Below are 22,760 nucleotides of genomic sequence, written 5' to 3' on the forward strand. Positions count from 1 at the left end.
AAATACAGTTAGCCTTATCAGCGAAATATAGCACCGCTCACTCATCTATCTTCTCCATAGACATCCTCCAGGTTGTCCACATACGCACATGCTAAAAACGGAGAAACCTTGGCAGCCAGGGCCAAAATTCCTCCGTTTCAGCGGCGCATCTATATAAACGACGGGGAAAGAAGCTCTAGAAACTTCCCATCCGACGGTCATACCGATGTTCTGCAAATCCTCTATTGTCTGTTCCTGTCCGCTCGCTATAGTCTATTCCGCCGCTCTATAAAAAGTTCCATTCCGCTTGAGAAACTACCGATTAATTTGCGGGTGATGCGGAAGGGCTTGCTCCCGGCGTGGCCGTTGGCGCTGAAGTCGCCGTCCCTGCCGGTGTGGCTGACGCGGCAGGATCAGGCGTGGCCTGCGGGTTAGTCTCCAGCGCAGCCGGTGTCGCTGTCTGCCCGGCAGGCAGCATGTAGACCTCCGAGATATTCTTGCCATTCTGGCGCGTCACATAAATGAACTGACGGCTGTCCGCCGACCATTCTCCTGACACCCACGTGCCTTGCATCGGGAGCGAAGAGAGCACCTGTTTGCCCTCCTGGCCTGCCTCTGGCACTGTACTGTAAATATTCAGATGCTGATTCTCCAACACCGCTTCATAGCGTTCATCCGGCGAGGTCCATGAGGCGGGGGAGGTCATCAATGAAGGGGCTGCCGGCAGCAGCTCCATCATGTCCCGATCGGCCGCACCATCGCTGTCATAGTCACCGCTTGACGGGTCGCTCTCATTGGCGGCGGGATTCCTGTCACCGGCGGCATACTGGTCTGCCGAAACGACAGGACTGTCTGTCGCAGACGGCGTCTTCGTCTTGCGCGGCTCAGCGGTTGGCGGTGGCGTCTTCTGGTTCTTTTTGACCGGCGGCGCAGTGCTCTTCTGAGCCTCCTGCGTCGCGGACCGCGCATCGGTCTCACGTGCCGCCGGCGTTTCATCCGGAACCACGGATTCCATGGCAGCCTCCTGTGTCGGAGGCACCTCCGATGGCTGCTGTGTTTCCTCCGATGAGGCCTCCCGCTGATCGGCGGAGCCCGCTTCCGTGCCGCCTGCAGCAGAATTAGCTGAGTTTCCCGCTGCTGTGTCTTGCTTCAACTGGCTGCTCTGCGCTCCATCAGAAGACGTTTCTTCTGTAAATGAATTCATCAGGCTGTCCACCTGGGCATCCGGCATTTTGTCAGGCATATTGAAAATCGCTATTCCGAGTATAAATGCAGCCGCTACAGCGCCAATGCCTGTCCGTGCAGCCATGGAGTTGCCTCTGGACGATTTGCCGCTGTTCAAGCCTTTGTCACTGCGCGCGAACGGTACAACCGGCGGCAAGGCAGCTTCCTCCTCCTGCTCACGGACACTGCGGTCCAATGCGTCAAGCCGTGGCATAATGGAGTCCACCAGACTGAAAGGTGCCTTGACATCCGGCAGCTGCTCCAACTGCTGTGACAGCAGGTTCAGGCGCTCAAAGATTTCCGCACAGGAAGGACAGTCATCGATATGGCGAAACATCTCAATCATCTCGCTCTGGCTTAGATCATGATCCAAATAGCGGTGCATCCATTCCGTCACCTCCGTACAAGTCATCCTGATACACCACCTTTCTGATACTCCTGAAGTCTATTCTGCAGCTGCTGCCTCGCCCGGAACAGGTATGATTTCACCGTGTTCAGGGGGAGATCCAGACAATCTGCAATTTCGTTGTAAGAAAAATCCTGCAAATACCGCAGCACAATCACCGTCCGGTGATGCTCAGGGAGCTGGCCGATTGCCTCGCGGATATCCTCAGCCAAATAAGAGGACAATACTTCCCGTTCTACATTATGTTTATCTTTGAAGTCCATTTCATGTTCATCGATAGATACTGTAGGTTTGGTTCTCCTGAACTTATCAATGCATATGTTGGTCACAATACGCTGAACCCATGTCTTGAACTGAGCCTTTTCCTCATAGGAGTTAATCTTGGTATATACCCGAATCAAGGCCTCCTGGGATGCATCCAGCGCATCCTGTTCATTATGCAAAATGTAAAAGGCCGTCTTATATACATGTCCTTCTATTTCCCGCAATAGGGTGATTAGAGCGTCGCGATCGCCCGCTTGAGCGGCTCTGATGAGTCCCTGCTCCACCACGAAGGTTCCCCCTCTCTATGCAATCTTACTGACGCGCAAGACTGCGAAATTGTTGCAAGCCTGTAATCTTTATTTTATAAAAACACCGGAATAATCCTTCCTAAGCATACAGGGGAAGGGCGAATGATTCAAATACTTTCGATCCCTCCCAAACCCTCCCTTCCAAGGGAGGGCCCCAAAGGGCTGCACCCTCTGGACTCCCGCAAGTTTGCCGAAGGAGTCTGGCGGTACTGTGATTAGGAGGCTGGGGTGTAGGACCGCTTATCCCTGCGGGACCGCTTGGACGTCGCTGATGTTGGCCGGCTATCCCTGACGGGATGCTCGGCCGGAGTTGAAGGTCAAAGGCGGGCGGTTCCTGCGGAATGCGCAAGACCTTAACCGCCAAGGCGGGCTGTTCCTTCGGAATGCGCAAGACCTTGATCGCCAAGGCGGGCTGTTCCTGCGGAATGCGCAAGAGCTTGATCGCCAAGGCGGGCTGTTCCTGCGGAATGCGCAAGATCTTAAGGGCAAGAGCAGGCTGTTCCTTCGGAATGCGCAAGATCTTAACCGCCAAGGCGGGCTGTTCCTGCGGAATGCGCACAGCTATACTATACGACAAGAAAAAAAGGCACCCTCCTTCTATGGAAGGTACCCGTTTCAGCGTCTGCAAGAAACAGCAGCTGTTATTTATACAGCGCAGTTCGGCACAGCAGAAAGACGGAATAATTGTCTTTGGTGTCATCATCGACCACATAGGCTTCTCCGTGCTCAAACAACTGCGGATTGTTATGGTTTCTCAGCAGGCGGTAGACTTGGCCTTCCGTCACTTTGCAGCCTTTATAGCCGCTCATGATCGCTACATATTGGGCTTCCTCTTGACTGGCCGCTTGAAGCAGCACCCGGTAAGGGTGATCAGGCATAAGGCTCACTCCCCGGATTCATGGTATGGATACTAGCACAACGTTTCAGAAGTCCTTACCCGGCATGCTCCTGATCTGCAAACAAGCGGTCCACATACACTCGCTTACTGCCCAAAATACCTGCAATTATACAGTTTTTTTCGTGCAAAAACCGCCTTCGGTACCCAAAGCCTGTAAAAGTGCAGGAATTTACGTCTCCATCGCCGATTCGCAGACCCAAGCGCCGGAAAACCTGCACTTTTGCAGGTTTTCCGCGAACAAGGGGAGAAGGAGAGGAAATACCTGTACATTTGCAGGAATTTCTCTCCGAGTGAGCCTCCTGGCCCTTCGCCACAAGTTTTGTTCTATCGAAACGGGGGAACTGGAAAGGAACTTATGAAACGTACTACTGGCAGCCGGTAGCTTCTATAGAATCAGTTTAGTTGATCTGTGCCCATTCTATACTTTTGGCAGGCCAGAAGCCATCACAAGCTGCGGCTGCGGCTTTGTAGTCCACGGGAAGAGAGTACGCCAAACAGACCGTACGGCTGATGCTCCAGCGGTACGGCCTGCTCCTAAATGATATCTGCGGTATAGCAGTCTATGGCGTCTACTTGGCCTAGTTGCCTTTGATCTCCTGGAACTTCGCTACATATTTAGCAGCCAGCTCAGTAATAAGGTCGTAACGGCCTTCTTTGGCCGGAGCGGTAAGATTGCCGCCGATCCCTACTGCAATACAGCCGTTCGCAATCCATTTGTCCATATTATTCAGATCCACGCCGCCGGTAGGCATGATGTTCACATGTGGCATTGGCCCTTTGACAGCCTTGACGAAATCTGCTCCGAAGGCGCTGCCCGGGAACAGCTTAAGCACATCTACGCCCAGCTTGAGCGCTTCCTTCATCTCACCCAGTGTCATGCAGCCAGGCATATAAGGAATGCTGTACAGGTTGCACATCTTGGCTGTTTCTTCTTCAAAAGACGGGCTGACCACGAACTCCGCCCCTGCCAGGATGGCGATACGGGCTGTCAGCGGATCAAGCACCGTACCGGCACCGATTACCGCACGGTCACCGTATTCAGCAACCAGACGTTTGATGGCTACATCCGCTTCCGGTGTAGTAAAGGTTACCTCGATATTGTTCAGTCCGCCTTCGATACAGGCCACGGACATCTTGAATGCATCTTCAGCGTTATCCGCGCGGATTACAGCCACAACACCTACGGACATTACATTTTGCAAAACTTTTAGTTTCTTCATCATAAACTCCCTCTCTTGGATAGATCGATGGCAAGATAGACAATAAAATTTAGATAAATTAATTTATCTTTTTTTACTAACCTCATAGCAAATACCGTTACTAAAATAGTAATAAACATGTGGCGAACAGTCAATATATATTTGTCTGAAACATATGGACAATTATCGTACGAAAGTGGATATATCGTATATTCTAAAAGGATTTTTTGTCCTCACAAATTTCATTATTCGCTTGATTATCCGCTGTTCCAGATCAATCAGTTATTGTACAAAACCGTTTTATATGATAATTTCAATTTATTAGTCATTATATAGGGGTTACATTTCACCCATAGGAGGAGATATTTATGAGCAAACAACTGGATGCCGTTACTTTCGGCGAGCCGATGGCGATGTTCTATGCCAATGAACCCGGACCTCTGCATGAGGTATTTTCGTTCTCCAAAGCGCTGGCCGGCGCAGAAAGCAATGTAGCCACCGGCTTGTCCCGACTGGAGCACCCTACCGGTTATGTGACCAAGCTGGGGGAGGATAATTTCGGGAAGTTTATTTTTGAAGCCATGAATAAAGAACTGATTGATACATCGGCCATCTCCTTCACCAAGGAGTTCTCCACAGGCATGCTGATCAAATCGAAGGTAGTCACTGGCGATCCCAAGGTCGAATATTTCCGCAAAAATTCCGCAGCCTCCAAGCTTAGTCTGGCGGATTTTGATGAGGATTATTTCGCCTCAGCGGGCCATCTTCATGTAACCAGCATCTCTTCAGCCTTGTCGGCGACCTGCAGAGAATTCTCCATCCGGGCCATGGACTTCATGAAGAGCCAGGGCAAGACGGTCTCCATGGACCCGAACCTTCGCCCTACACTCTGGCCTGACACCGAAACCATGGTGAATACGATCAATGATCTGGCTACTCGCTGTGACTGGTTCCTGCCGGGACTCAGTGAAGGCAAGACTCTTACCGGTCTGGATACTCCCGAGGCCATTGCTGACTACTACCTGGAGTGCGGGGTTTCGCTTGTTGTCATCAAGCTGGGTCCGGATGGCGCTTACTTCAAATCCCAGGACCAAGAAGGCTACGTACAGGGCTTTAAGGTGGACGAGGTGGTTGACACGGTTGGCGCCGGAGACGGCTTCGCTGTAGGCGTAATCAGTGCAATGCTGGAGAAGCTGCCGGTAGCGGAAGCTGTTAAACGCGGCAATGCCATCGGAGCTTTGGCCGTGATGTCCCCTGGTGATATGGACGGACTGCCAACACGAGCGGGTCTTGAGCAATTCATGAACCAGAAGGCTTAGGCTGAATGCAAAGGCTGATGACACAATAATAATAAGGCCGCCCGGCAGTTCTGCTGCGGGCGGCCTTATTATTTAGGTGCAGATCCGGATAGACTGTCCCAGCTGCAGCGAAGGAGGGAAACGGTAGGTGATAGGCATCGACGTTCCACTCTCTTCTATGCAGGCAAGCATAATCTTGGCAGCCTGCATACCCATTTCATAAGCAGGCTGGCGAATCGTTGTGATGACGGGATTATAGATATGGGCAAACTCCGCATCATCAATGCCGATTACCGACAGCTGTGCGGGGATGGCAATGCTCCGGCGGTTGGCATACTTCAGAATCTCGGCCAGCGAGATGTCGTTGGAGGCCAGCAGCGCCGTGGGCGGCTGCGGCAGGGCGAGCAGACGCTCCAGACTGGCGGCAAGCTCCTCTTTGGGAGCGGCGCAGATATAGTCCTCGCGGAGCGGGAGGCCCGCCTCCTCCATCGCTTTTTTGTAGCCGCTCATTCGTTCCTTGCGCGGGGTGATCGCATGTTCGCCCAGCGGCAGTGACAGCAGCGCAATCCGCTCATGCCCGCTGCGCACCAGCTCGCGGATCGCGATTCTGGCGGCCATTTCATTATCCAGCAGCAGACTCTGCGTGGTGACGCCGTCGACCAGCCGGTCCATGAACACCAGCGGATAATCTGCTTCAATCAGTCGGCTGTAGGCCGAGTGGTCATTGCCTGTCGGAAAAATAATCAGTCCGTCCACCTGGCGTGCCAGCAGCGTCTCCACATATTTGCTTTCCTTATCCGCATTCTCATCGGTGTTGCAGATAATGACCTGAATCCCGCGGCTCTGCAGCTCATTCTCTATGGCCCGAATACACTGAATTGACAAGGAATAATCGATGTTGGCCACAATAATGCCGACCATATGAGTACGGTTCTGCTTCAGGCTGCGGGCCAGCCCGTTCGGCTGGTAGTTCAGCTCTTCAATGACGGCGGCAATCCGGTTCTTCGTCGCTTCACTCATATATTTATAACGCTGGTTCAGGAACTGCGAGACCGTGCTCTTGGACACGCCCGCCTTCTGGGCCACATCTTCTATTGTCAGCTTCTTCATCTCTTCCGCTCCACTCTTTTCTACCCCAAACTCATGATAAAAAAAGTATAGCGTTAATTTACTAAATTATCTACCAGTAAATCAACGGCAGCAGGAGCGGGAGCTGCTCCAAGCTTGGACCGTACAGTAAGCTCACCCTTGCTTATGTTCAGCTGGATTTCCCCCTGAAGGTCAGTGCGGAATACGGCGGTATGGCCGGCTGCCAGCCGGTCTAGCACTCCACCGTTCGGATGACCATAGGAATTATTGACTCCCGCCGAGATTACAGCGGCCGCCGGACGCCAGAACTCCAGCCATGCCTCCCCAGTGGAAGTCTTGCTGCCGTGGTGGGCCACCTTCAGCACATCGGCCCGGGGTGCCTGGCTTATGCCGCTTAAGGCCGCGGATTGGATTATCTCCTCCTCTGCCTCCTCATCCATGTCGCCGGTGAACAGGAAGTTGCGTCCGTTCAGCTCCAGCCGGAACACCACAGAGCCATGATTCTGCTCCTCCAGTACCGGTATCTTCTCCACATCGTAGTCTGCCTGCGGCTGATTCTGCAGAGGCGGTGGGGGCCACAGAACAGCAAGCTCCGTCGCCGAATCCGGCCGCAGCGTCATCCCCTGATGGACGCTGTACAGCTTGATGTTGGCCGCCAGCGCCGTCCTCATCAGCTTCCGGTAAGGTTCGCGGTCGGTAAGCGTTCCGTTAAACAGCAGTGCGGAGACAGGAATTGATTCCAGCACAGCCTGCAGGCCTCCGGCATGGTCCTGGTCTGCGTGGGTCAGCACCACCGCATCCAGACGGTGAATGCCGCGCTTTTTCAGCAGAGGGACCAGTGTCTTGGCCCCCACCTCGAATGGGCTGCGGCGGATACGCCAGGGCTCCTTGGCACCGAAGCTTACCGTTCCTCCGCCATCCACCAGAATATTAGCCCCATCCGGTGTGGTGATCAGAATGCTGTCGCCCTGCCCCACATCCAGATAGCTGATATGCCCCGCTCCGTTCAACTCCTCGCTGCGGTAGCCTTGGCAGAGCAGAACGGCCAGCGCAGCTGCCGGTGCCAACTGCAGAACCTTGCCACGCCAGCCTGTTGCCGCCTTCCTCAGCTCCCCATGTCCATTGATGCCCGCCCTCATCTGTCCATTCTCCGCCCATTGACTCCCATCCAGCGGTCTTGTCTCGTCCTCCATGTATTGCGGGACATTACGCGCTTCAATCCGCAGCCTGGCAACAGCCAGCAGCCCATACAGCAGCAGGTAATAGCCGCAGATCCACAACAGGGAAGGCGATCGCCAGATCAGCACAGCACCCGGGAAACCGTTCATCCACTCCACCAGAACAAAGGTCCAGTTGTTGAGCAGCTCCGCTGCATCAGCCACCTTACCTGCCGCTCCCTCCCAGCATGCACTCAACAGCAACGTCAAAGTTCCGAGTGGCAGGACCACAAAGGTAATGAATGGAACCAGCAGCAGGTTGGCCGCAAAGGACAGCAGCGAGAATTGGTTAAAATAATAAATCGTCAGCGGAAAAGACACCAGTTGGGCCACAACAGTGACCGATACCGCGCTTCTGAGCATCAGCGGAAGCTTCCGCAGCAGCAGGTTAACCATCGGAACGTAGACCATCAGTCCGGCCGTGACCAGAAAAGACAGCTGAAAGCTGACGCTCAGCAGCAGATAGGGATTCCACAACAGCATGGCCAGCGCAGCAGCGGAAAGAATATTGCGCCCGTCTCCAAGCACTTGCACCCGGGCAGCGTAGAGGGCTATCATACTCATCAGTCCTGCGCGTACGACAGAGGGGCCTGCCCCGGACAGCAGCACATACACTGGAACAAGCAGCAGAGTCAGCGTCAGCGCTGTTTCCCGCGTCAGGCGGCAGCGTTTCCAGATGAACAGCAGGGCACCGACATAGACAGCAACATGCATTCCCGAAATTGCCAGAATATGCGTCAGGCCCAGCTGCGAGAACTGCTGAAAAATATCCGGGTCAAGGTCATCCTGGAAGCCGATGATCAGCCCCTTCATGTACCCGGAGTGGCGCGGCTGGAACAGCTGGCCCAGCTTCGCACCCATAGCGCTACGGGCCTGGTCAGTCCAGCGGAGCAGCATCGCCGGACTCCAGCCTTCCGGCGGGGTTACTTCCGCGCTCGCCGTCCCGTCAAGCTTCAGCAGCCAGTGCATATGCTGGGTAGCCAGATAAGCCCTGTAATCAAAACCGCCAAAGTTTCGCGCTTCGCCCGGCAGCTCTACAGCACCGCTGAGCGCTACCCGGTCGCCCCTCTGCCACTGTCCAGCGATATCAATCTCCGACTCGGCCTGCAGCTTCAGCTGGACTGTAAGCTTTTCACCATCAAGCGAAGTCATATTGCCCCCCTCTCCCGCTTCCTCTTGTTGACTTGAAGCGGTGGGGTGAATATCAGCTGCGTTCCCGCTGTTCCCTAGCAAGGCAATGCCGGACAGCTTCACGATGAAGTCCACGCGGTCGCCATCCCGCTCCACCGTAGAAACAATGCTGCCTTCCGCCCTCACCGGCATTTCGTTCAGCAGGGCCGACGATCGTCCCAGTGCTTCGGGCAGCGAGCTTATATTGCGCCCTTCGCTCCACTCCCAATACAAGCAGGCGGCTATGACGGCCATACCGAGTACAGCTGTATACCTCCAGCCTAAGCCTGCCCATGCTGCGGCTGCTGCGAGCAGCAGCAATACACCGGCGGCAGCCAGGGCCAGTCTTCCGCCTGAATAGAGGCAGGCGGCTGTGCTGCCGCAGACCCAGCACACCGTAAAGCTTAGCAGCAGTCTCTCCCTCATCTTCCTTCTCCTCTCTTTATGCTGCAAGTAACCGGAGAAACAGCAAAAAACCTCTGCAAACGCCAAACAGGCGTATACAGAGGTTCTTCCCCGGCTTGCAAGTATTCAATTGCCGATTTCTGTTCACTCAAACACAGTAATCATGGTCTCCTGCGGCGGCTCATAGCTCTCCAGTTGGCGAAACACAATGCCTTTGGCTGCCATCATCGCTCTTACCTTTTCCATATCCTTGCGGTATGGACGATAGTAGACAATTTCCACGATCCCGCTGTTGGCGAGCATATTGGCACAGGTCCAGCAAGGCTCATCGGTAACATATACTGTGCTGCCCTCGCGGTCACTACGGTCAGTGAACAGCAGCAGATTCTGCTCGGCGTGGATGGTGCGGATGCAACGCTGCTTCTTCACCATCGTCTCCACTCCGTCCGTGATCTCCAGCTCATATTGCTCCGACACCATGCAGCCGGCTTCCGAGCAGTCCTGAACGCCCATCGGCGCGCCGTTGTAGGCAGTGCCAAGCAGCTTCTTGCCCTGTACCAGCACAGCGCCAACATGACGGCGCGGACAACGCGAGCGGGTTGAGACCATGCAGGCAATATCCATGAAATAAGTATCCCAATTCTTCCGGTAGGCTACGCTCATCATCAATCTCCATCTTCTGTTGAAATTAGTTGTTAATCATTGTAGCACAACCGCACAATTTTGCACTAGGACAACGGTTGCGGTTCGGGTTAACATTGACAGCGGACTCTATGGCTCTTATTTGCTCAAATTCGGCCACAGATGGTCAGGAGCACACTCAGAACACTACCTCAGCTTTTAGCTTCTCCAGCATCTTGGTACCAATGCCCTTGACTTTGCCCAGATCAGACAGGCTGCGGAACGGTCCCTTACTGGTACGGTATTCGATAATGGCGGCTGCTTTTTTCTCGCCGATGCCAGGCAGATCCATCAGTTCGGCTGTTCCTGCCGTATTTACATTCACCTTACCTGCCTGATCAGCCGTACCTCCTGCTGCACCTGTCGCTGCCTGACCGCCTCCGTTCGTTGACGCCTGACCTGCCTCCACATCCGCACCTGCCGGTCCGCCTCCGTTCGATGACACCTGACCCGCTACAGCACCCGCACCTGCCTGACCACCTCCGTTCGATGACACCTGACCCGCTACAGCACCCGCACCTGCCTGACCACCTCCGTTCGATGACACCTGACCCGCTACAGCACCCGCACCTGCCTGGCCGCCTCCGTTCACGCCCGCTTCCGCCTGCCCCGCCGCCTCGCCGGTCTGCCTACCTTGCGCCATGACTTCTCCACCTGCGGTGTCCTTTCCAGCTGTACCTGCGCCTGCCGGTCCGCCTTTCTGGCCAGCAGCGGCACCCGTAACCTCACCCTGGTTTGCCGCCTTTTTCGTATACGCCTCATCTGTTGCACCCTCGTCGGCAGGAGCAAGACCAACCATTTGTTCCATCTCGGAGTTCACCGTCTCCCAGCCCGAAATGCCGCTGTCACTGCCGCTGCCTGCCGTCCAGATCAAAGCTCCGCCAATCAGCGCCGCAGCGATGCCATACAAGACTGAAGTTTTAATCATTCTGTATTCCTCCTAATCTGAAATCTTCTTCCACTTTTTTTCACTAAACCTGTCATGGGTCCAAGTCTGTCTTGCATACACTTAACGAAGAGAATTCATGGAGGCAGAAGCGGCTATGCCCTTCTACCTTGCATGCTTGGCCCGCTTCCATGGGAGATACAAGCTTGATCAATCAAATGAACCCTAGAAAGGAGGACCCTAGAATGAAAGTAGGATTTATCGGAACAGGCAGTATGGGCAGCCTGCTGATCGACGCCTTCCTTTCTTCCGGTGCGCTTGCGCCTTGTGATGTGCTGGCCAGCAACCGCAGCCCAGGCAAGCTGCTTCAGCTGGCCGAACGCCACCCCGGCCTCTCCATTTGCGGGAGTAATAAAGAGACGGCAGCCGGAAGCGATATTGTGTTCTTGTGTGTGAAGCCGATGGAGTTCAAGACCTTGACCGATGAGATTGCCGCCAGCCTGCGCCGCGAGCAGATTGTGGTTTCGATTACCAGCCCGGTGCAGCTGCGCCACCTGGAGGCCGTATTACCGTCCAAGATTGCCAAGGTCATTCCCAGCATCACACACCGAGTCAAAAGCGGAACCTCTCTCTGCATCTTCGGCAACAGAATGAATAAGGAGGACAGGCGCACGCTGCTGCAACTGCTGTCCTTCATCGGAGTACCTGCAGAGATTCTCGAGACGCATACCCGGATCGCATCAGACTTCTCCAGCTGCGGCCCTGCGTTCCTAAGCTATTTCATTGAACGCTGGATTGAAGCAGCTGTTGAAGCCACTGGAATTGAGGAGCAGCTGGTCAGCCGGCTGGCCGGTGAGATGCTGCTGGGAACCGGCAAGCTGCTGACCGAAGGCGACTTCACGCCGCAGGAGCTTCAGGAGCGGGTAGCCGTGCGCGGCGGCATTACCGCTGAAGCGCTGAACCATCTGCGCATCAGCCTCGAAGGCGTATTCGAACGGCTGATCACCACCACCCACGATAAATATGACGAGGATGTCGAGCGGCTGGATTCCTTGTTCGGGCATGGCGGCATTGTCCAGTCTCCTCTGGACCGCTAGCTGCATAACTGCTAATTAGTCAAGTATGATACTGCATCTAATCTGATGGTTTCTTCACTTTCGGAGCAATTTATTAACAATTATGTTACTACTTAGATCCCAGCGAGCATTTAGAGGGTTACCCTGGAACGTTCGGAGTAAATAGATGCGAAAGTGCAACTAAATTCAGCCAGATCGTAAGTTGGCAGTCGAATAAGTGCGAATCCGCAACTAATTTCGAGTAAACCAAGCATATTTCGCTCAGAATGCCAAATTAGATGCTTATTTGCATCTATTTCCTCCAAAACGGAGAAAATCCGTAAATTAGATGCACATTCGCAACTAAATGAGATATCCGTTTCGAGCTTCACTGACCACCATCGCATGATTTGAGCAAATGTATTGTAGATTGGCTACCTAAAATCACTGGCAGACTCGCGCACGCAAGCCGTCCCACCCCTATCAGCATGCCGTCAAAAAAATAGCACCCGCAGCACGGATTGCTCCGTTGCTGCGGGTGCGTTCTTCGCGTTCCCGCTGACCTATTTATTCCGTTCTCACTTACTCAGCGTTCCCGCCACTTGCCATTATTCATGGCCTGCCGCGTTCCCACTGTTTCCCATCGTTCACAATTCACCGCGTTCTCGCTGCTCTTCCATCATTCACGACTCACAGCGTTCCCGCCGTTTCCCATCGCTCACCATTCGCCGCGTTCCCGCAGCTACAGCCGGTTACCCCACTACAATATTCACCAGTTTGCCCGGTACGGCAATGATTTTGCGGACGGTTTTGCCGGCTACAGCGGTGTTCACATTCGGCAGCGCCAGCGCGTGGGCTTCCATCTGCTCCTTGCCCATGTCCTGCGGGATCAGGGCGCGCTGCACGATCTTGCCGTTCACCTGCACCACGATTTCGACTTCGGCATCCACAGTCCAAGTCTCATCATAGGTTGGCCAAGCTACATAGCTGATGCTTCCTTCATGGCCCAGCAGCTGCCACAGCTCCTCGGCAATATGCGGCGCCAGCGGCGACAGCATCTGCACGAACTGCTCAGCGGCTTCGCGGGACAACGTATCCTGCTTGTAAGCATCGTTGATGAAGATCATCAGCTGGCTGATCGCCGTGTTGAAACGCAGGTGTTCGAAATCCTCGGTGACCTTCTTCAGCGTCTTGTGCCAGGTACGTTTGAACTCATCGCTGCCGCCGTCCGCTGTGATCTTGGCGCTGATCGCGCCGTCTTCACCCACGAACAGCCGCCATACGCGGGAGAGGAAGCGGTGTATGCCCTCCACCCCTTTTTCATTCCAAGGCTTGGTTGCCTCCAGCGGCCCCATGAACATCTCATACACACGCAGCGTATCCGCGCCGTAAGCTTCCACAATCTCATCCGGGTTGATGACATTGCCGCGCGACTTGCTCATCTTCTCGTTGTTGTTGCCGAGGATCATGCCCTGGTTAACCAGCTTGTGGAACGGCTCCTTCGTTTCGACTACGCCGATATCATACAGCACCTTATGCCAGAAGCGGGCATAGAGCAGATGCAGCACCGCATGCTCTGCACCGCCTATGTACAGATCCACCGGAAGCCATTCCTTCTGCTTCTCGGGAGAGCACAGCTCGCGGTCATTGTGCGGATCGATATACCGCAGGTAATACCAGCAGCTGCCGGCCCATTGCGGCATCGTGTTCGTCTCGCGGCGCGCTTTCATGCCAGTCTCCGGGTCAACCGTCTCCACCCATTCCGTCACGTTGGCCAGTGGGGATTCCCCGGTGCCGGAAGGTTTGATCGCGTCCACATCCGGCAGCAGCAGCGGCAGCTGGTCGATCGGAACAGTCTTCATAGTGCCGTCCTCCAGATGCAGGATCGGTATCGGCTCACCCCAGTAGCGCTGGCGGCTGAACAGCCAGTCGCGCAGGCGGTAGGTCACCTTGCCTGTGCCGCTTCCCTTCTCCTCCAGCCAGGCAATCATCTTGGCGATGGCTTCGGTATTCTCCAGGCCGTCCAGGAAGTCAGAGTTCACATGTGGCCCGTCTCCGGAGTAAGCCTCTTCCGCGATGTTGCCGCCCTGCACCACTTCAATGATCTCCAGGCCGAATTGCTTGGCGAATTCCCAGTCGCGGGCATCATGGCCCGGAACCGCCATAATCGCGCCTGTGCCGTATCCGGCAAGCACGTAATCAGCGATCCAGATGGGCACCTGTGCGCCGTTTACCGGATTGACCGCATAGGCACCGGTGAACACGCCGGATTTCTCCTTGGCCAGGTCGGTGCGCTCCAGATCGCTTTTGCGGGCAGCCTTGTCACGGTACTCCGCCACCGCAGCCCGCTGGGCTTCGGTAGTAATGGCTTCGACCAATTTATGCTCCGGCGCCAGTACGCAATAGCTGGCCCCGAACAGGGTGTCCGGCCGGGTGGTGAATACCTGCAGGCTCTCCGTAGAACCTTCAATCCCGAAGGTTACTTCCGCACCGGTAGACTTGCCGATCCAGTTGCGCTGCATATCCTTGATGCTCTCTTCCCAGTCCAGCTCCTCCAGGTCTTCAAGCAGGCGTTCAGCGTATTCCGTAATCTTCAGAATCCACTGGCGCATCGGACGTCGCACCACCGGGTGGCCGCCGCGCTCGCTTTTGCCGTCAATAACCTCTTCGTTCGCCAGCACCGTACCCAGCGCTTCACACCAGTTAACCGATACCTCTGCTACATAAGCCAGTCCAAGGTTGTACAGCTGGATGAAGATCCATTGCGTCCATTTGTAATACTCCGGATCGGTCGTGCTGATCTCGCGGTCCCAGTCGTAGGAGAAGCCCAGTGACTTGATCTGGCGGCGGAAATTATCAATATTCTTGAAGGTAATCTCACGCGGATGTTGTCCGGTGTCCATCGCATATTGCTCAGCCGGAAGTCCGAACGCATCCCAGCCCATCGGGTGCAGCACGTTGTAGCCGCGCATCCGTTTATAACGGGAAACAATATCCGTGGCCGTATAACCTTCAGGATGGCCTACATGCAGCCCTGCACCTGATGGGTAAGGAAACATGTCCAGCGCATAGAACTTCGGCTTGCCTGCTTCCTCGCTTGTCTTAAATACCTTGTGGTCATCCCAGAATTTCTGCCATTTCGGCTCAATGGTCTGGGCCCGGTAGCCTGTACCGGGATTCGAGTGTACTGTATTGTCGCTCATCTTGTGTTCCTCCTTGGGGTGTTGCTGCAACGAATTGCAGGTTTTAGCAGTTCACTCTTTAATTACGTTAAAAAACCCCCCATCCCTAGCGTATTATCGCTAGGGACGAGAGGTTATAGATCCCGTGGTACCACCCTAGTTAGCAGCAGATATGCTTCATCATGCTACTCACTTTGCACCCTTTAACGGGGGTGAGGCGATGGCGGTTCACGCCATTACTCCAAGGTGAGTTCATTCCGGTCCGCCCTACCGACTCGCACCTTAGCGCCGGCTCTCTGCAATGACGGTCTCACGAACTACTACTCCTCATCATCGATCCACTATATTCACGATTAGATATCGCAATATTCCACAACATTATAACCAATAGTACAGGCTCCAGTCAATGAATTTGCCTGCTAGATGGGCTTTCGCTTGATGTAATACGCCATAAAGTGCTGGATTACGACCTTAAAGGCGGCAAAAAACGGCACAGCCAGGATCAGCCCGATCATTCCCGCCACCTCTCCGCCTACCAGCAGCGCGAAGATAATGAGCAGCGGATGCAGATGCAGCTTGCGCCCCACCACCTGCGGGGAGATCACATTGCTCTCCAGCATCTGACAGAGCGTGTTCACCACAGCAACCAGCAGCACCAGCCGCAGCGAGATGGTGGAGGCCATAACGATGGCGGGGGCAGCTCCCAGGAACGGCCCCATATACGGCACGATATTAAAGACCGCCACCACACTGGCGAACAGCAAGGCATACGGCATCCCGATAATGGCATAACCGATATAGGCCAGCACCCCGATGATGATGCAGACCAGAAACTGCCCGCGGATATAGTTGCCCAGCGCGTTGTCGATATCTTTTAGCAGCGTAACAATCGATTTGCGCCGGGAGCGCGGCAGACAGGAGACGACGGCACGTTCGAACACATCGAAATCCTTCAGGATATAGAACACAAGAAAAGGCACGATAAAGGCATTAAACAGCACATTGATGGTAGAGCCGATATTATCGAGAAAATGTGAGATTCCGACGGCCAGCCGGTCCTCCAGCTGAAAAAACCAATTGTTCATCCCGGTCTCAATCCCCGGCGGAATCAGCCTGGAATTCATATTGCGCATTAGCCCCTGGGCATGCAGCGTCATCTCCGGCAGATGCTCATTCAGCTCCTCCAGCTGCTCAATAAACATCGGAATCAGATTCATGAAGATCACGGCAATCGAAGTCAGGAACACGGCATATATCAGCAGCACAGCAACACTGCGCGGCATCTTGCGTCCGGCCAGCATGCTGACTACAGGATTAAGCACATACGAGATGATCATGGCGGCCAGGAACGGGGCCAGAATTGCTTTTAGAAACAGAAACACACCCTGCAGCATCGGACGGAGCAGCCATACAAAATATAAAATGATCAGCGAGAGCAGCACTCCGATCATCCAGCGGAACCATTTACTTTGAGACCATTGCTCCATGCGGCTTACCTCCTGCGGTACATATGGACTGGCTTTGTAAATAAGTATATGTATGGGCAGAGCAAAATAACCGCATTTTTGTGGACAGCCGGCAGCTTCATTATTTGGTATCCATCTTGATAACTTGTTATGTACGCCCCACCCTGCATTTTGTAAGCTTAAGGCGCAGTTAAAACGCTTTCAGGAGGGAACAATATCCATGACACGAAGAGCCAGATTGTGGAGGAGCTGTTTGACGTTGGTGATGGCAGGCTGTCTTGTTGCCGCACCGACGGCATCCGCAGCGACCGTGTTTAATGAACCTCTTACTTATTTCAATGCAAGCACCTGGCAAAAAGCGGACGGCTGGTCCAACGGCGGCATGTTCAACTGTACCTGGCGGGCGGCCAATGCCACCTTTACCAGTGCAGGGCAGCTGCGGCTGGCCTTAACCAGTCCATCCAACAATCAATTCGACGGGGCAGAGTACCGCTCGACGAACAAATACGGCTACGGGAAATACGAGGTCAACATGAAGCCGGTCAAGAACATCGGGGTGGTCACCGCATTCTTCACCTACACCGGACCTTCGGAAGGAACCGCCTGGGACGAAATCGATATCGAGTTCCTAGGCAAAGACACCACCAAGGTGCAGTTTAATTACTTCACGAACGGGGTAGGAGGCCATGAGAAGGTGGTGAACCTCGGGTTTGACGCTTCCCAGGGATATCATACGTATGCTTTTGACTGGCAGCCCGGCTCCATTAAATGGTACGTGGACGGGGTGCTGAAGCATACCGCAACCAGCAATATTCCGACCAATCCCGGCAAAATCATGATGAATCTGTGGAACGGCACCGGTGTGGATTCCTGGCTGGGCTCCTATAACGGCGCTAATCCGCTATACGCTTATTACGACTGGGTGAAGTATACCAGCAACTGAGCGCGTTATGAAGACTGCAGCTATGACTAAGCCTGCGGCTCCTTCTACTCAGCCTGTTTCCATTGGCGGACTTCCCGCGTAATCTGTTCTCCTCCATACGAGGACCACAGGTCGACAAAGGCATCGAACTCACTCAGAGGGCTGTCTGTAAAAATAATCTTTTGGAACGTCTTCTGCTCCAGCATATGCAGCAGCTCCCAGCTGGTCCGCATGGTTAGCGTAGGCGGTCCGGTGAACTGGTCCTTCATGGACGCTCCCTGCTGCTGGAACAAGACCGGCAGGATATCGTCCGGGATTGCCTTCACCACCTGCGAAGGGATACGGGCCCCGTCGAAGGTCAGAGTGTAAGAGGAGACACGCACGCCTCCCAACGGCAGAAGGGTCGGGTCCGATTCCGGCTTGCCGTCCACCTCTGCCCAATCGTACCCTTTGGCGAATCCAGTGGCGAACTCCCCTGTCCCGGTAGCGTAATAGTCGAACAAGTAATTCTGGTATTTGAAAAAAATCTCCGGATGCTTCATCTTCTTGTTGATCAGAATGGCACCATTGTCGGGAAGCGTCCCCCTCCGTCCGGTATGTCCCTCCGGTCCGGAGGGGATGGCGATGGCCTGGAACGAAGCTTCCGGTTCGTTGTCCGTCAGCACAGACAACGGCCAGCCTCTCATCCAGTAAGGCCCGGCGATGATTCCCGCCTTACCCGAGGTGAACAGGGCGGCTGCCCCTTCCTCGTCCAGCCATGAGCTGTTGCCGGACACGTAGCCGGCCTTCACCCATTTCTTCAGCAGCGCCAGACCTTGCTTGGCGCCTGGCTGGGTGGAGCCGTAGGCCAGCGAGCCATCCGGCTGCCGGTTCCACTGCTCAGGTATGGTGCCGAAGGCTCCGAAGATCCAGCTGCTGTCTCCCATCCAGGTGCTTGCGCCATTCCGGAAGCCAAGTGTCAGGCCGAAGGTATCTGCCTTGCCGTTCCCGTCGGGGTCGCTACGGGTGAAGGCTTCCATCACCTGCTCCAGCTTGGCGATGGTGGCGGGAACCGGAAGACCCAGTTTCTTCAGCCAATCGGTGCGTATCCATAACAAGGGATCAGAATTGTATTCATAATCGAGAATCGGGATGGCGTATTTCTCCCCCTCCCGTTCATAGAAGTCCCAGACAGAGGGTTGTTCGTTCATAGCCTGCTTCCACACGGTGGATGCATACTGTTCGAACAGCGATCCTACCTCCCGGAACTGCCCGGAATCAATTAGTTCCTGAATAATCTCCCGGTCGCGGGTGGTAACAATATCCGGCAGCTTGCCTTTGGCCAGCTCCAGGCGCAGCTTATTGGCGAAGTTCTCAGAAGATCCGGGCAATGTCCAGAGGTACCGGATTCGAATGCCCAGCCGTTCCTCCGCCCAGCGGGTATGGACATTGTATTCCAGATCTTCTCCTTCCATGAAGGCCAGGTCGGGATTAACGGCAGCTACGGTAAACAGTTCGACGGCCGGCACATATTTTGCCTGCTTCTCGTCAAAATATATCTCTCCCTTATCTGTTCCAACCTCAACTTGTGAGGAAATATGATTCTGCCGGAGCTTGCCGTCTCTACCGAAGGAGCAGCCTCCGCATATGACCAGCACCATGACAAGCAGTACACGTAACCGCATTACACCCTCCTGATAACGCTATGATGTCGGTTGTTTTTGAAAAGTATAGCACAAATAAAAACTATAACTATGCTATAGTTTTTATTATTATCAGCTGAAGAAGAAGAGGATGATTCTTACCCGATGCGTGCTAACCTGTTTGTCAAAATGGTGGCTATTCTGTTTACACTGATTACAATTACACTCGCTCTGTATGGGATCTCATACCGCAAGGATGTACAGGTTATTACGCATCAGATCGAGACCACCGACCTGAACCATCTGGAGTTTCTCACCTCACAGATCGACAGCAATATCAATCAGCTGGCCGGGAGCCTCTACGCTCTCCAGCGTGATCCGACCATCCGTGATTACGGACAGATTCAGCAGCTTGGCCATCTGATAGAACCCAATCAGACGATCCTGACCGTACTTGAGAAGCTGTCGCTGCAGGCCGGCTCCAGCAGTTGGGAGAACCAGCTGCTGCTCTATCATGTGCAGCGGGGCGAGACCCTGTCTCCCGACTCTTCTCTGGCGTTCGATACCGGTCTGCTCGCCCGCCCCTTGCCGGCTGGCTGGGAATATCAGCCTCCGTCCGGGTCCGGAGACAGTACAGGAAGGTTCCGGCTGCTGCTCAGTGAGGCCAACCGGATCACTAGCCCCGGACAAGCCCGGATGATCGCCGAGATCAGCTTCCCTGCAGCCAATATGGAGAAGATGTTCGAAGCCTATCAGGCGGAGAATAGCGGAGATATCTTCCTGTACCACCGCGACCACGGGATACTCTATACCCGGCATACCGATCAGGAGCTGGCAGACCATCTGGTTCCCCTGCCGGATACACAGGCTGGCACCGCTGTAGTCCAGCTGGCAGACGAAAGTTACCTTGTAAGTGCTGTTCCCTCGGCTACCCTGGGCTGGATGGTGGTCCATTATTCACCCTTGGAGCAGATTCTGCAGCCCATCCAGAGCAGCAAATATTCCTTCACAGTGGCCACTGGCGTACTGCTGGCAATGAGCCTGCTGGTCTCCCTGATCATGTACCGCCAGATTCAGCGTCCGATCAGCCTGCTGCTGCGTTCACTGAACCGGATGAAGGACGGACGCTGGTCCACCCGCATTCAGGTTAAGAGCAACAATGAATTCACGCAGCTGCATCAGGAGTTCAACGATATGGCCGCCGAGCTGCAGGCCTTGATTGAGCAGGTATATCTGGAGCAGTTGCGCACGAAGGATGCCCATCTGAAGCAGCTGCAATCCCAGATTAATCCCCATTTCCTCTATAACTGCCTGTTCTTCATGAAGAGCAAGGCAAGCATCGGGGATACGGAGTCGGTTGAGGCCATGGCGCTTAACCTTGGTGAATACTACCGTTATATCACCAAGATGGACCACTCCATGACTACCATCAGCGAGGAAATCAAGCTGCTGGAGAACTATTTGGCGATCCAGAATCTCAGGAAGCAACGGCTTCAATATAAGATTGAGATTCCTGACGAACTGATGAACGAGCAGATTCCCCGGCTGCTGATCCAGCCGCTGGTCGAGAATAGCATTATACACGGCATTGAGCGCAAGATCGGACTCGGCTTTATCGCCATTACCGCTTCGCGGAGCGATATGGAGCTTCTGATCTCCGTAGAGGATAATGGAGCCGGGATGAGCCCGGACCAGATCACCGGCCTCTGGCAGCAGATTCATGAACCGGAGCGCGCCGACGGCGGATGCGGACTCTGGAACGTACAGCAACGGCTGAAGCATCAGTTCGGCGAGGCATCTACGCTATTGATTACAGCATCTGAACAGGGCGGGCTACAGGTTACCCTGCATATTCAGAAGAAAGAGGAACACGATGCATCAAATCCTGCTGGTTGACGACGAGCCTTATGTCGTAGATGACTTATCGATCTCCATTTCCTGGGCAGAGCTGCAGTTCGAGCATATCCATAAGGCCTATTCCGGCTTCGAAGCGCTGGAGATCATGCGCAAGCATCCGATAGATATCATCGTCACCGATATTAATATGCCGGAAATGTCAGGGCTGCAGCTCATTGAACAGATCCGCAAGGAGTGGAAGCATGTCAAGGTGGTGCTGCTGACTGGCTACGCCGAGTTCGAATATGCTACCAAAGCGCTCCAGCAGCAGGCCAGCGCCTATCTGCTGAAGCCCATCGCCAATGGGGCACTGGTTGAAGTTATAGAGCAGCTTCTCCTGGAGATCCGCCAGGATTGGGAGGACAGGTCCTCCCTGCAGCGGACGATGCAGACGTTCAACGAGCATCTGCCCCTGCTGAAGGACAGGCTGCTGAACGATATTCTGCAGGGTCGGAAGATCTCAGGCCCGCAGCTGCTGGCCAAGATGAACAAAATCAAGCTGAACTTCAACCTGGAACAGCCGGTTGCTCTGGTGATCGTTCGCCTGGAGGATTATTTCCAGCAGCATGACCTGAATAGTATGATGCTGTTCGAATATGCCATTGTCAATATTGCAAGCGAGCTGTTCCAGGAACAGTTCGCGCTCTGGTCCTGCAAGGATGTCCATGACTATCTGGTGCTCGTCTTGCAGCCGCGGCAGGCAGCTTCGGCGGAAGAACTGGGCACGCTGCACAGCCATCTGCTGCAAACCGCTTACCAGCTGCAGAAGAATGTCGGCACGGTTATCGGCGGCGGAATCTCGGTCGTTACCACAGGCTGGGGAGCATTCCCGCTCAATCTGTACATCCTGTATCAGTCTGCAGTGTCCATGATCAGACAGCATATCAGCCATGATACAGGGATCTTCCTCAGTGTGGGCGATCAGGAGGGACTGACACAGATTTCGGTGCTTCAGTCTCTGTACGAGCCGCCTACCTTGTTCCATCTGCTGGAGTCCAGCAACTGGGAGAGCATTGAACTGAAGGTGCGGACGATTCATGCCGAGCTGGCGACCGACAATGAGCATTCACAGGAGCATATTCAGGAAGTGAAGCTGTACATGGAGACCGCCTTCTACTATTTCGCCCATAAGAACAACCGGATGCTGGGAGAGATCGCCGGGAACGGACTGCTGGACAGCCGGAGCTTCCATACCCCTGACAAGCTGCTGGACTGGGCACTGCGGATGCTTCAGCTCCTGCGGGAGCATTTCGACAGTGAACGCAAGGATTTCCGTTCGCTGCTGATCCAGAAGATCCATGAGTATATTGATCTCAATCTGCATTATGTGTCCCTGAATGCAATTGCAGAAGAAGTGAAGCTGCATCCGGTCTACCTCTCCAAGATATACAAGGCAGAAACGGGAAAACGCCTCAGTGACTATATCAGTGCTGCCAAGATGGAGAAAGCTACCTATCTACTGACCCATACCCCCCTTAAGGTATACGAAATCTCCACGGCGCTTGGCTATTCCAATGCCCATTACTTCATCAAGCTGTTCAAGGAATACAGTCATATGACTCCGCAAGAATACAGGGACCGGGCTAATTAAGG

The 22,760-nt window shown here is 54.3% G+C and carries 17 protein-coding genes and 1 other annotated feature; of the genes, 5 read left to right on the forward strand and 12 right to left on the reverse strand.

Features of this window, described 5'->3' with window-relative positions; all coding sequences use genetic code 11:
* Positions 1-301 precede the first annotated feature (301 nt).
* The 5 genes from B9T62_RS24245 to B9T62_RS24265 all read right to left on the reverse strand — a co-directional run bounded on the left by B9T62_RS24245 (position 302) and on the right by B9T62_RS24265 (position 4,299).
* Entirely contained in the window at positions 302-1,615 is a 1,314-nt protein-coding gene (locus B9T62_RS24245; RefSeq protein ID WP_087917636.1) for an anti-sigma factor family protein, read from the reverse strand.
* Positions 1,612-2,160, reverse strand: coding sequence for an RNA polymerase sigma factor (locus B9T62_RS24250; protein WP_087917637.1), 549 nt, complete (start codon positions 2,158-2,160; stop codon positions 1,612-1,614). The genes B9T62_RS24245 and B9T62_RS24250 overlap by 4 nt, the downstream gene beginning before the upstream one ends.
* 100 nt (positions 2,161-2,260) lie before the next feature.
* Complete coding sequence (locus B9T62_RS24255) at positions 2,261-2,758, reverse strand: hypothetical protein (protein ID WP_087917638.1); 498 nt, start codon at positions 2,756-2,758, stop codon at positions 2,261-2,263.
* 64 nt (positions 2,759-2,822) lie between these two features.
* On the reverse strand, positions 2,823-3,059 hold the full coding sequence (locus tag B9T62_RS24260) for a hypothetical protein (protein WP_087917639.1): 237 nt from the start codon (positions 3,057-3,059) through the stop codon (positions 2,823-2,825).
* A 598-nt stretch (positions 3,060-3,657) separates the two neighbouring features.
* Entirely contained in the window at positions 3,658-4,299 is a 642-nt protein-coding gene (locus B9T62_RS24265; protein ID WP_087920408.1) for a bifunctional 2-keto-4-hydroxyglutarate aldolase/2-keto-3-deoxy-6-phosphogluconate aldolase, read from the reverse strand.
* Positions 4,300-4,646: 347 nt separating this feature from the next.
* Here B9T62_RS24265 and B9T62_RS24270 point away from each other — a divergent pair, with 347 nt between their 5' ends.
* Positions 4,647-5,597 (forward strand): sugar kinase, encoded by a 951-nt coding sequence (locus tag B9T62_RS24270; protein WP_087917640.1) that lies wholly within the window; start codon positions 4,647-4,649, stop codon positions 5,595-5,597.
* A gap of 72 nt (positions 5,598-5,669) precedes the next feature.
* On the opposite strand, the gene B9T62_RS24275 is transcribed toward B9T62_RS24270, so the two are convergent.
* The 4 genes from B9T62_RS24275 to B9T62_RS40915 all read right to left on the reverse strand — a co-directional run bounded on the left by B9T62_RS24275 (position 5,670) and on the right by B9T62_RS40915 (position 11,066).
* Positions 5,670-6,686, reverse strand: a complete 1,017-nt coding sequence (locus B9T62_RS24275) for a LacI family DNA-binding transcriptional regulator (RefSeq protein WP_087917641.1) — start codon at positions 6,684-6,686, stop codon at positions 5,670-5,672.
* Positions 6,687-6,739: 53 nt separating this feature from the next.
* Positions 6,740-9,478 carry a ComEC/Rec2 family competence protein gene (locus tag B9T62_RS24280; protein ID WP_087917642.1) on the reverse strand — a complete coding sequence of 913 codons (2,739 nt, stop codon included), beginning with the start codon at positions 9,476-9,478 and terminating at the stop codon, positions 6,740-6,742.
* A 123-nt stretch (positions 9,479-9,601) separates the two neighbouring features.
* Positions 9,602-10,120: a deoxycytidylate deaminase gene (locus B9T62_RS24285; protein ID WP_087917643.1), complete on the reverse strand. Its 519-nt coding sequence runs from the start codon at positions 10,118-10,120 to the stop codon at positions 9,602-9,604.
* 157 nt (positions 10,121-10,277) lie between these two features.
* A complete protein-coding gene (locus tag B9T62_RS40915) occupies positions 10,278-11,066 on the reverse strand; it encodes a ComEA family DNA-binding protein (protein ID WP_245864035.1) in 789 nt (262 codons plus the stop codon).
* A 203-nt stretch (positions 11,067-11,269) separates the two neighbouring features.
* On the opposite strand from B9T62_RS40915, the gene comER reads away from it, so the two are divergent.
* Positions 11,270-12,121, forward strand: a complete 852-nt coding sequence (comER, locus tag B9T62_RS24295) for a late competence protein ComER (protein ID WP_087917644.1) — start codon at positions 11,270-11,272, stop codon at positions 12,119-12,121.
* 710 nt (positions 12,122-12,831) lie between these two features.
* On the opposite strand, the gene leuS is transcribed toward comER, so the two are convergent.
* Together leuS and B9T62_RS24305 are read right to left on the reverse strand one after the other, a co-directional pair.
* On the reverse strand, positions 12,832-15,282 hold the full coding sequence (gene leuS, locus B9T62_RS24300; protein ID WP_087917645.1) for a leucine--tRNA ligase: 2,451 nt from the start codon (positions 15,280-15,282) through the stop codon (positions 12,832-12,834).
* 98 nt (positions 15,283-15,380) lie between these two features.
* Positions 15,381-15,604, reverse strand: a binding site (T-box leader).
* A gap of 76 nt (positions 15,605-15,680) precedes the next feature.
* Positions 15,681-16,748, reverse strand: a complete 1,068-nt coding sequence (locus tag B9T62_RS24305) for an AI-2E family transporter (protein WP_087917646.1) — start codon at positions 16,746-16,748, stop codon at positions 15,681-15,683.
* 244 nt (positions 16,749-16,992) lie between these two features.
* On the opposite strand from B9T62_RS24305, the gene bglS reads away from it, so the two are divergent.
* Positions 16,993-17,670 (forward strand): beta-glucanase, encoded by a 678-nt coding sequence (gene bglS, locus B9T62_RS24310; protein WP_245864666.1) that lies wholly within the window; start codon positions 16,993-16,995, stop codon positions 17,668-17,670.
* Positions 17,671-17,714: 44 nt separating this feature from the next.
* Here bglS and B9T62_RS24315 read toward each other — a convergent pair whose 3' ends face one another.
* On the reverse strand, positions 17,715-19,313 hold the full coding sequence (locus B9T62_RS24315; RefSeq protein WP_087917648.1) for an extracellular solute-binding protein: 1,599 nt from the start codon (positions 19,311-19,313) through the stop codon (positions 17,715-17,717).
* A gap of 123 nt (positions 19,314-19,436) precedes the next feature.
* Between B9T62_RS24315 and B9T62_RS24320 the strand changes: the two genes are divergently transcribed.
* Entirely contained in the window at positions 19,437-21,167 is a 1,731-nt protein-coding gene (locus B9T62_RS24320) for a sensor histidine kinase (protein ID WP_087917649.1), read from the forward strand.
* Complete coding sequence (locus B9T62_RS24325) at positions 21,145-22,758, forward strand: response regulator (protein WP_087917650.1); 1,614 nt, start codon at positions 21,145-21,147, stop codon at positions 22,756-22,758. The genes B9T62_RS24320 and B9T62_RS24325 overlap by 23 nt, the downstream gene beginning before the upstream one ends.
* The last annotated feature ends 2 nt before the right edge of the window (positions 22,759-22,760 follow it).

Source organism: Paenibacillus donghaensis, from assembly GCF_002192415.1.
Taxonomy (GTDB): Bacteria; Bacillota; Bacilli; order Paenibacillales; family Paenibacillaceae; genus Paenibacillus_AQ; species Paenibacillus_AQ donghaensis.

What these genes read in the sequence shown, in the direction of transcription:
- B9T62_RS40915 (WP_245864035.1), bottom strand. Translation starts at nt 11,066, where the DNA reads ATGATTAAAACTTCAGTCTTGTATGGCATCGCTGCGGCGCTGATTGGC.
- B9T62_RS24270 (WP_087917640.1), top strand. Translation starts at nt 4,647, where the DNA reads ATGAGCAAACAACTGGATGCCGTTACTTTCGGCGAGCCGATGGCGATG.
- B9T62_RS24305 (WP_087917646.1), bottom strand. Translation starts at nt 16,748, where the DNA reads ATGGAGCAATGGTCTCAAAGTAAATGGTTCCGCTGGATGATCGGAGTG.
- leuS (WP_087917645.1), bottom strand. Translation starts at nt 15,282, where the DNA reads ATGAGCGACAATACAGTACACTCGAATCCCGGTACAGGCTACCGGGCC.
- B9T62_RS24320 (WP_087917649.1), top strand. Translation starts at nt 19,437, where the DNA reads ATGCGTGCTAACCTGTTTGTCAAAATGGTGGCTATTCTGTTTACACTG.
- B9T62_RS24325 (WP_087917650.1), top strand. Translation starts at nt 21,145, where the DNA reads ATGCATCAAATCCTGCTGGTTGACGACGAGCCTTATGTCGTAGATGAC.
- B9T62_RS24275 (WP_087917641.1), bottom strand. Translation starts at nt 6,686, where the DNA reads ATGAAGAAGCTGACAATAGAAGATGTGGCCCAGAAGGCGGGCGTGTCC.
- B9T62_RS24285 (WP_087917643.1), bottom strand. Translation starts at nt 10,120, where the DNA reads ATGAGCGTAGCCTACCGGAAGAATTGGGATACTTATTTCATGGATATT.
- B9T62_RS24260 (WP_087917639.1), bottom strand. Translation starts at nt 3,059, where the DNA reads ATGCCTGATCACCCTTACCGGGTGCTGCTTCAAGCGGCCAGTCAAGAG.
- B9T62_RS24245 (WP_087917636.1), bottom strand. Translation starts at nt 1,615, where the DNA reads ATGACTTGTACGGAGGTGACGGAATGGATGCACCGCTATTTGGATCAT.
- B9T62_RS24280 (WP_087917642.1), bottom strand. Translation starts at nt 9,478, where the DNA reads ATGAGGGAGAGACTGCTGCTAAGCTTTACGGTGTGCTGGGTCTGCGGC.
- B9T62_RS24315 (WP_087917648.1), bottom strand. Translation starts at nt 19,313, where the DNA reads ATGCGGTTACGTGTACTGCTTGTCATGGTGCTGGTCATATGCGGAGGC.
- bglS (WP_245864666.1), top strand. Translation starts at nt 16,993, where the DNA reads ATGGCAGGCTGTCTTGTTGCCGCACCGACGGCATCCGCAGCGACCGTG.
- B9T62_RS24265 (WP_087920408.1), bottom strand. Translation starts at nt 4,299, where the DNA reads ATGAAGAAACTAAAAGTTTTGCAAAATGTAATGTCCGTAGGTGTTGTG.
- comER (WP_087917644.1), top strand. Translation starts at nt 11,270, where the DNA reads ATGAAAGTAGGATTTATCGGAACAGGCAGTATGGGCAGCCTGCTGATC.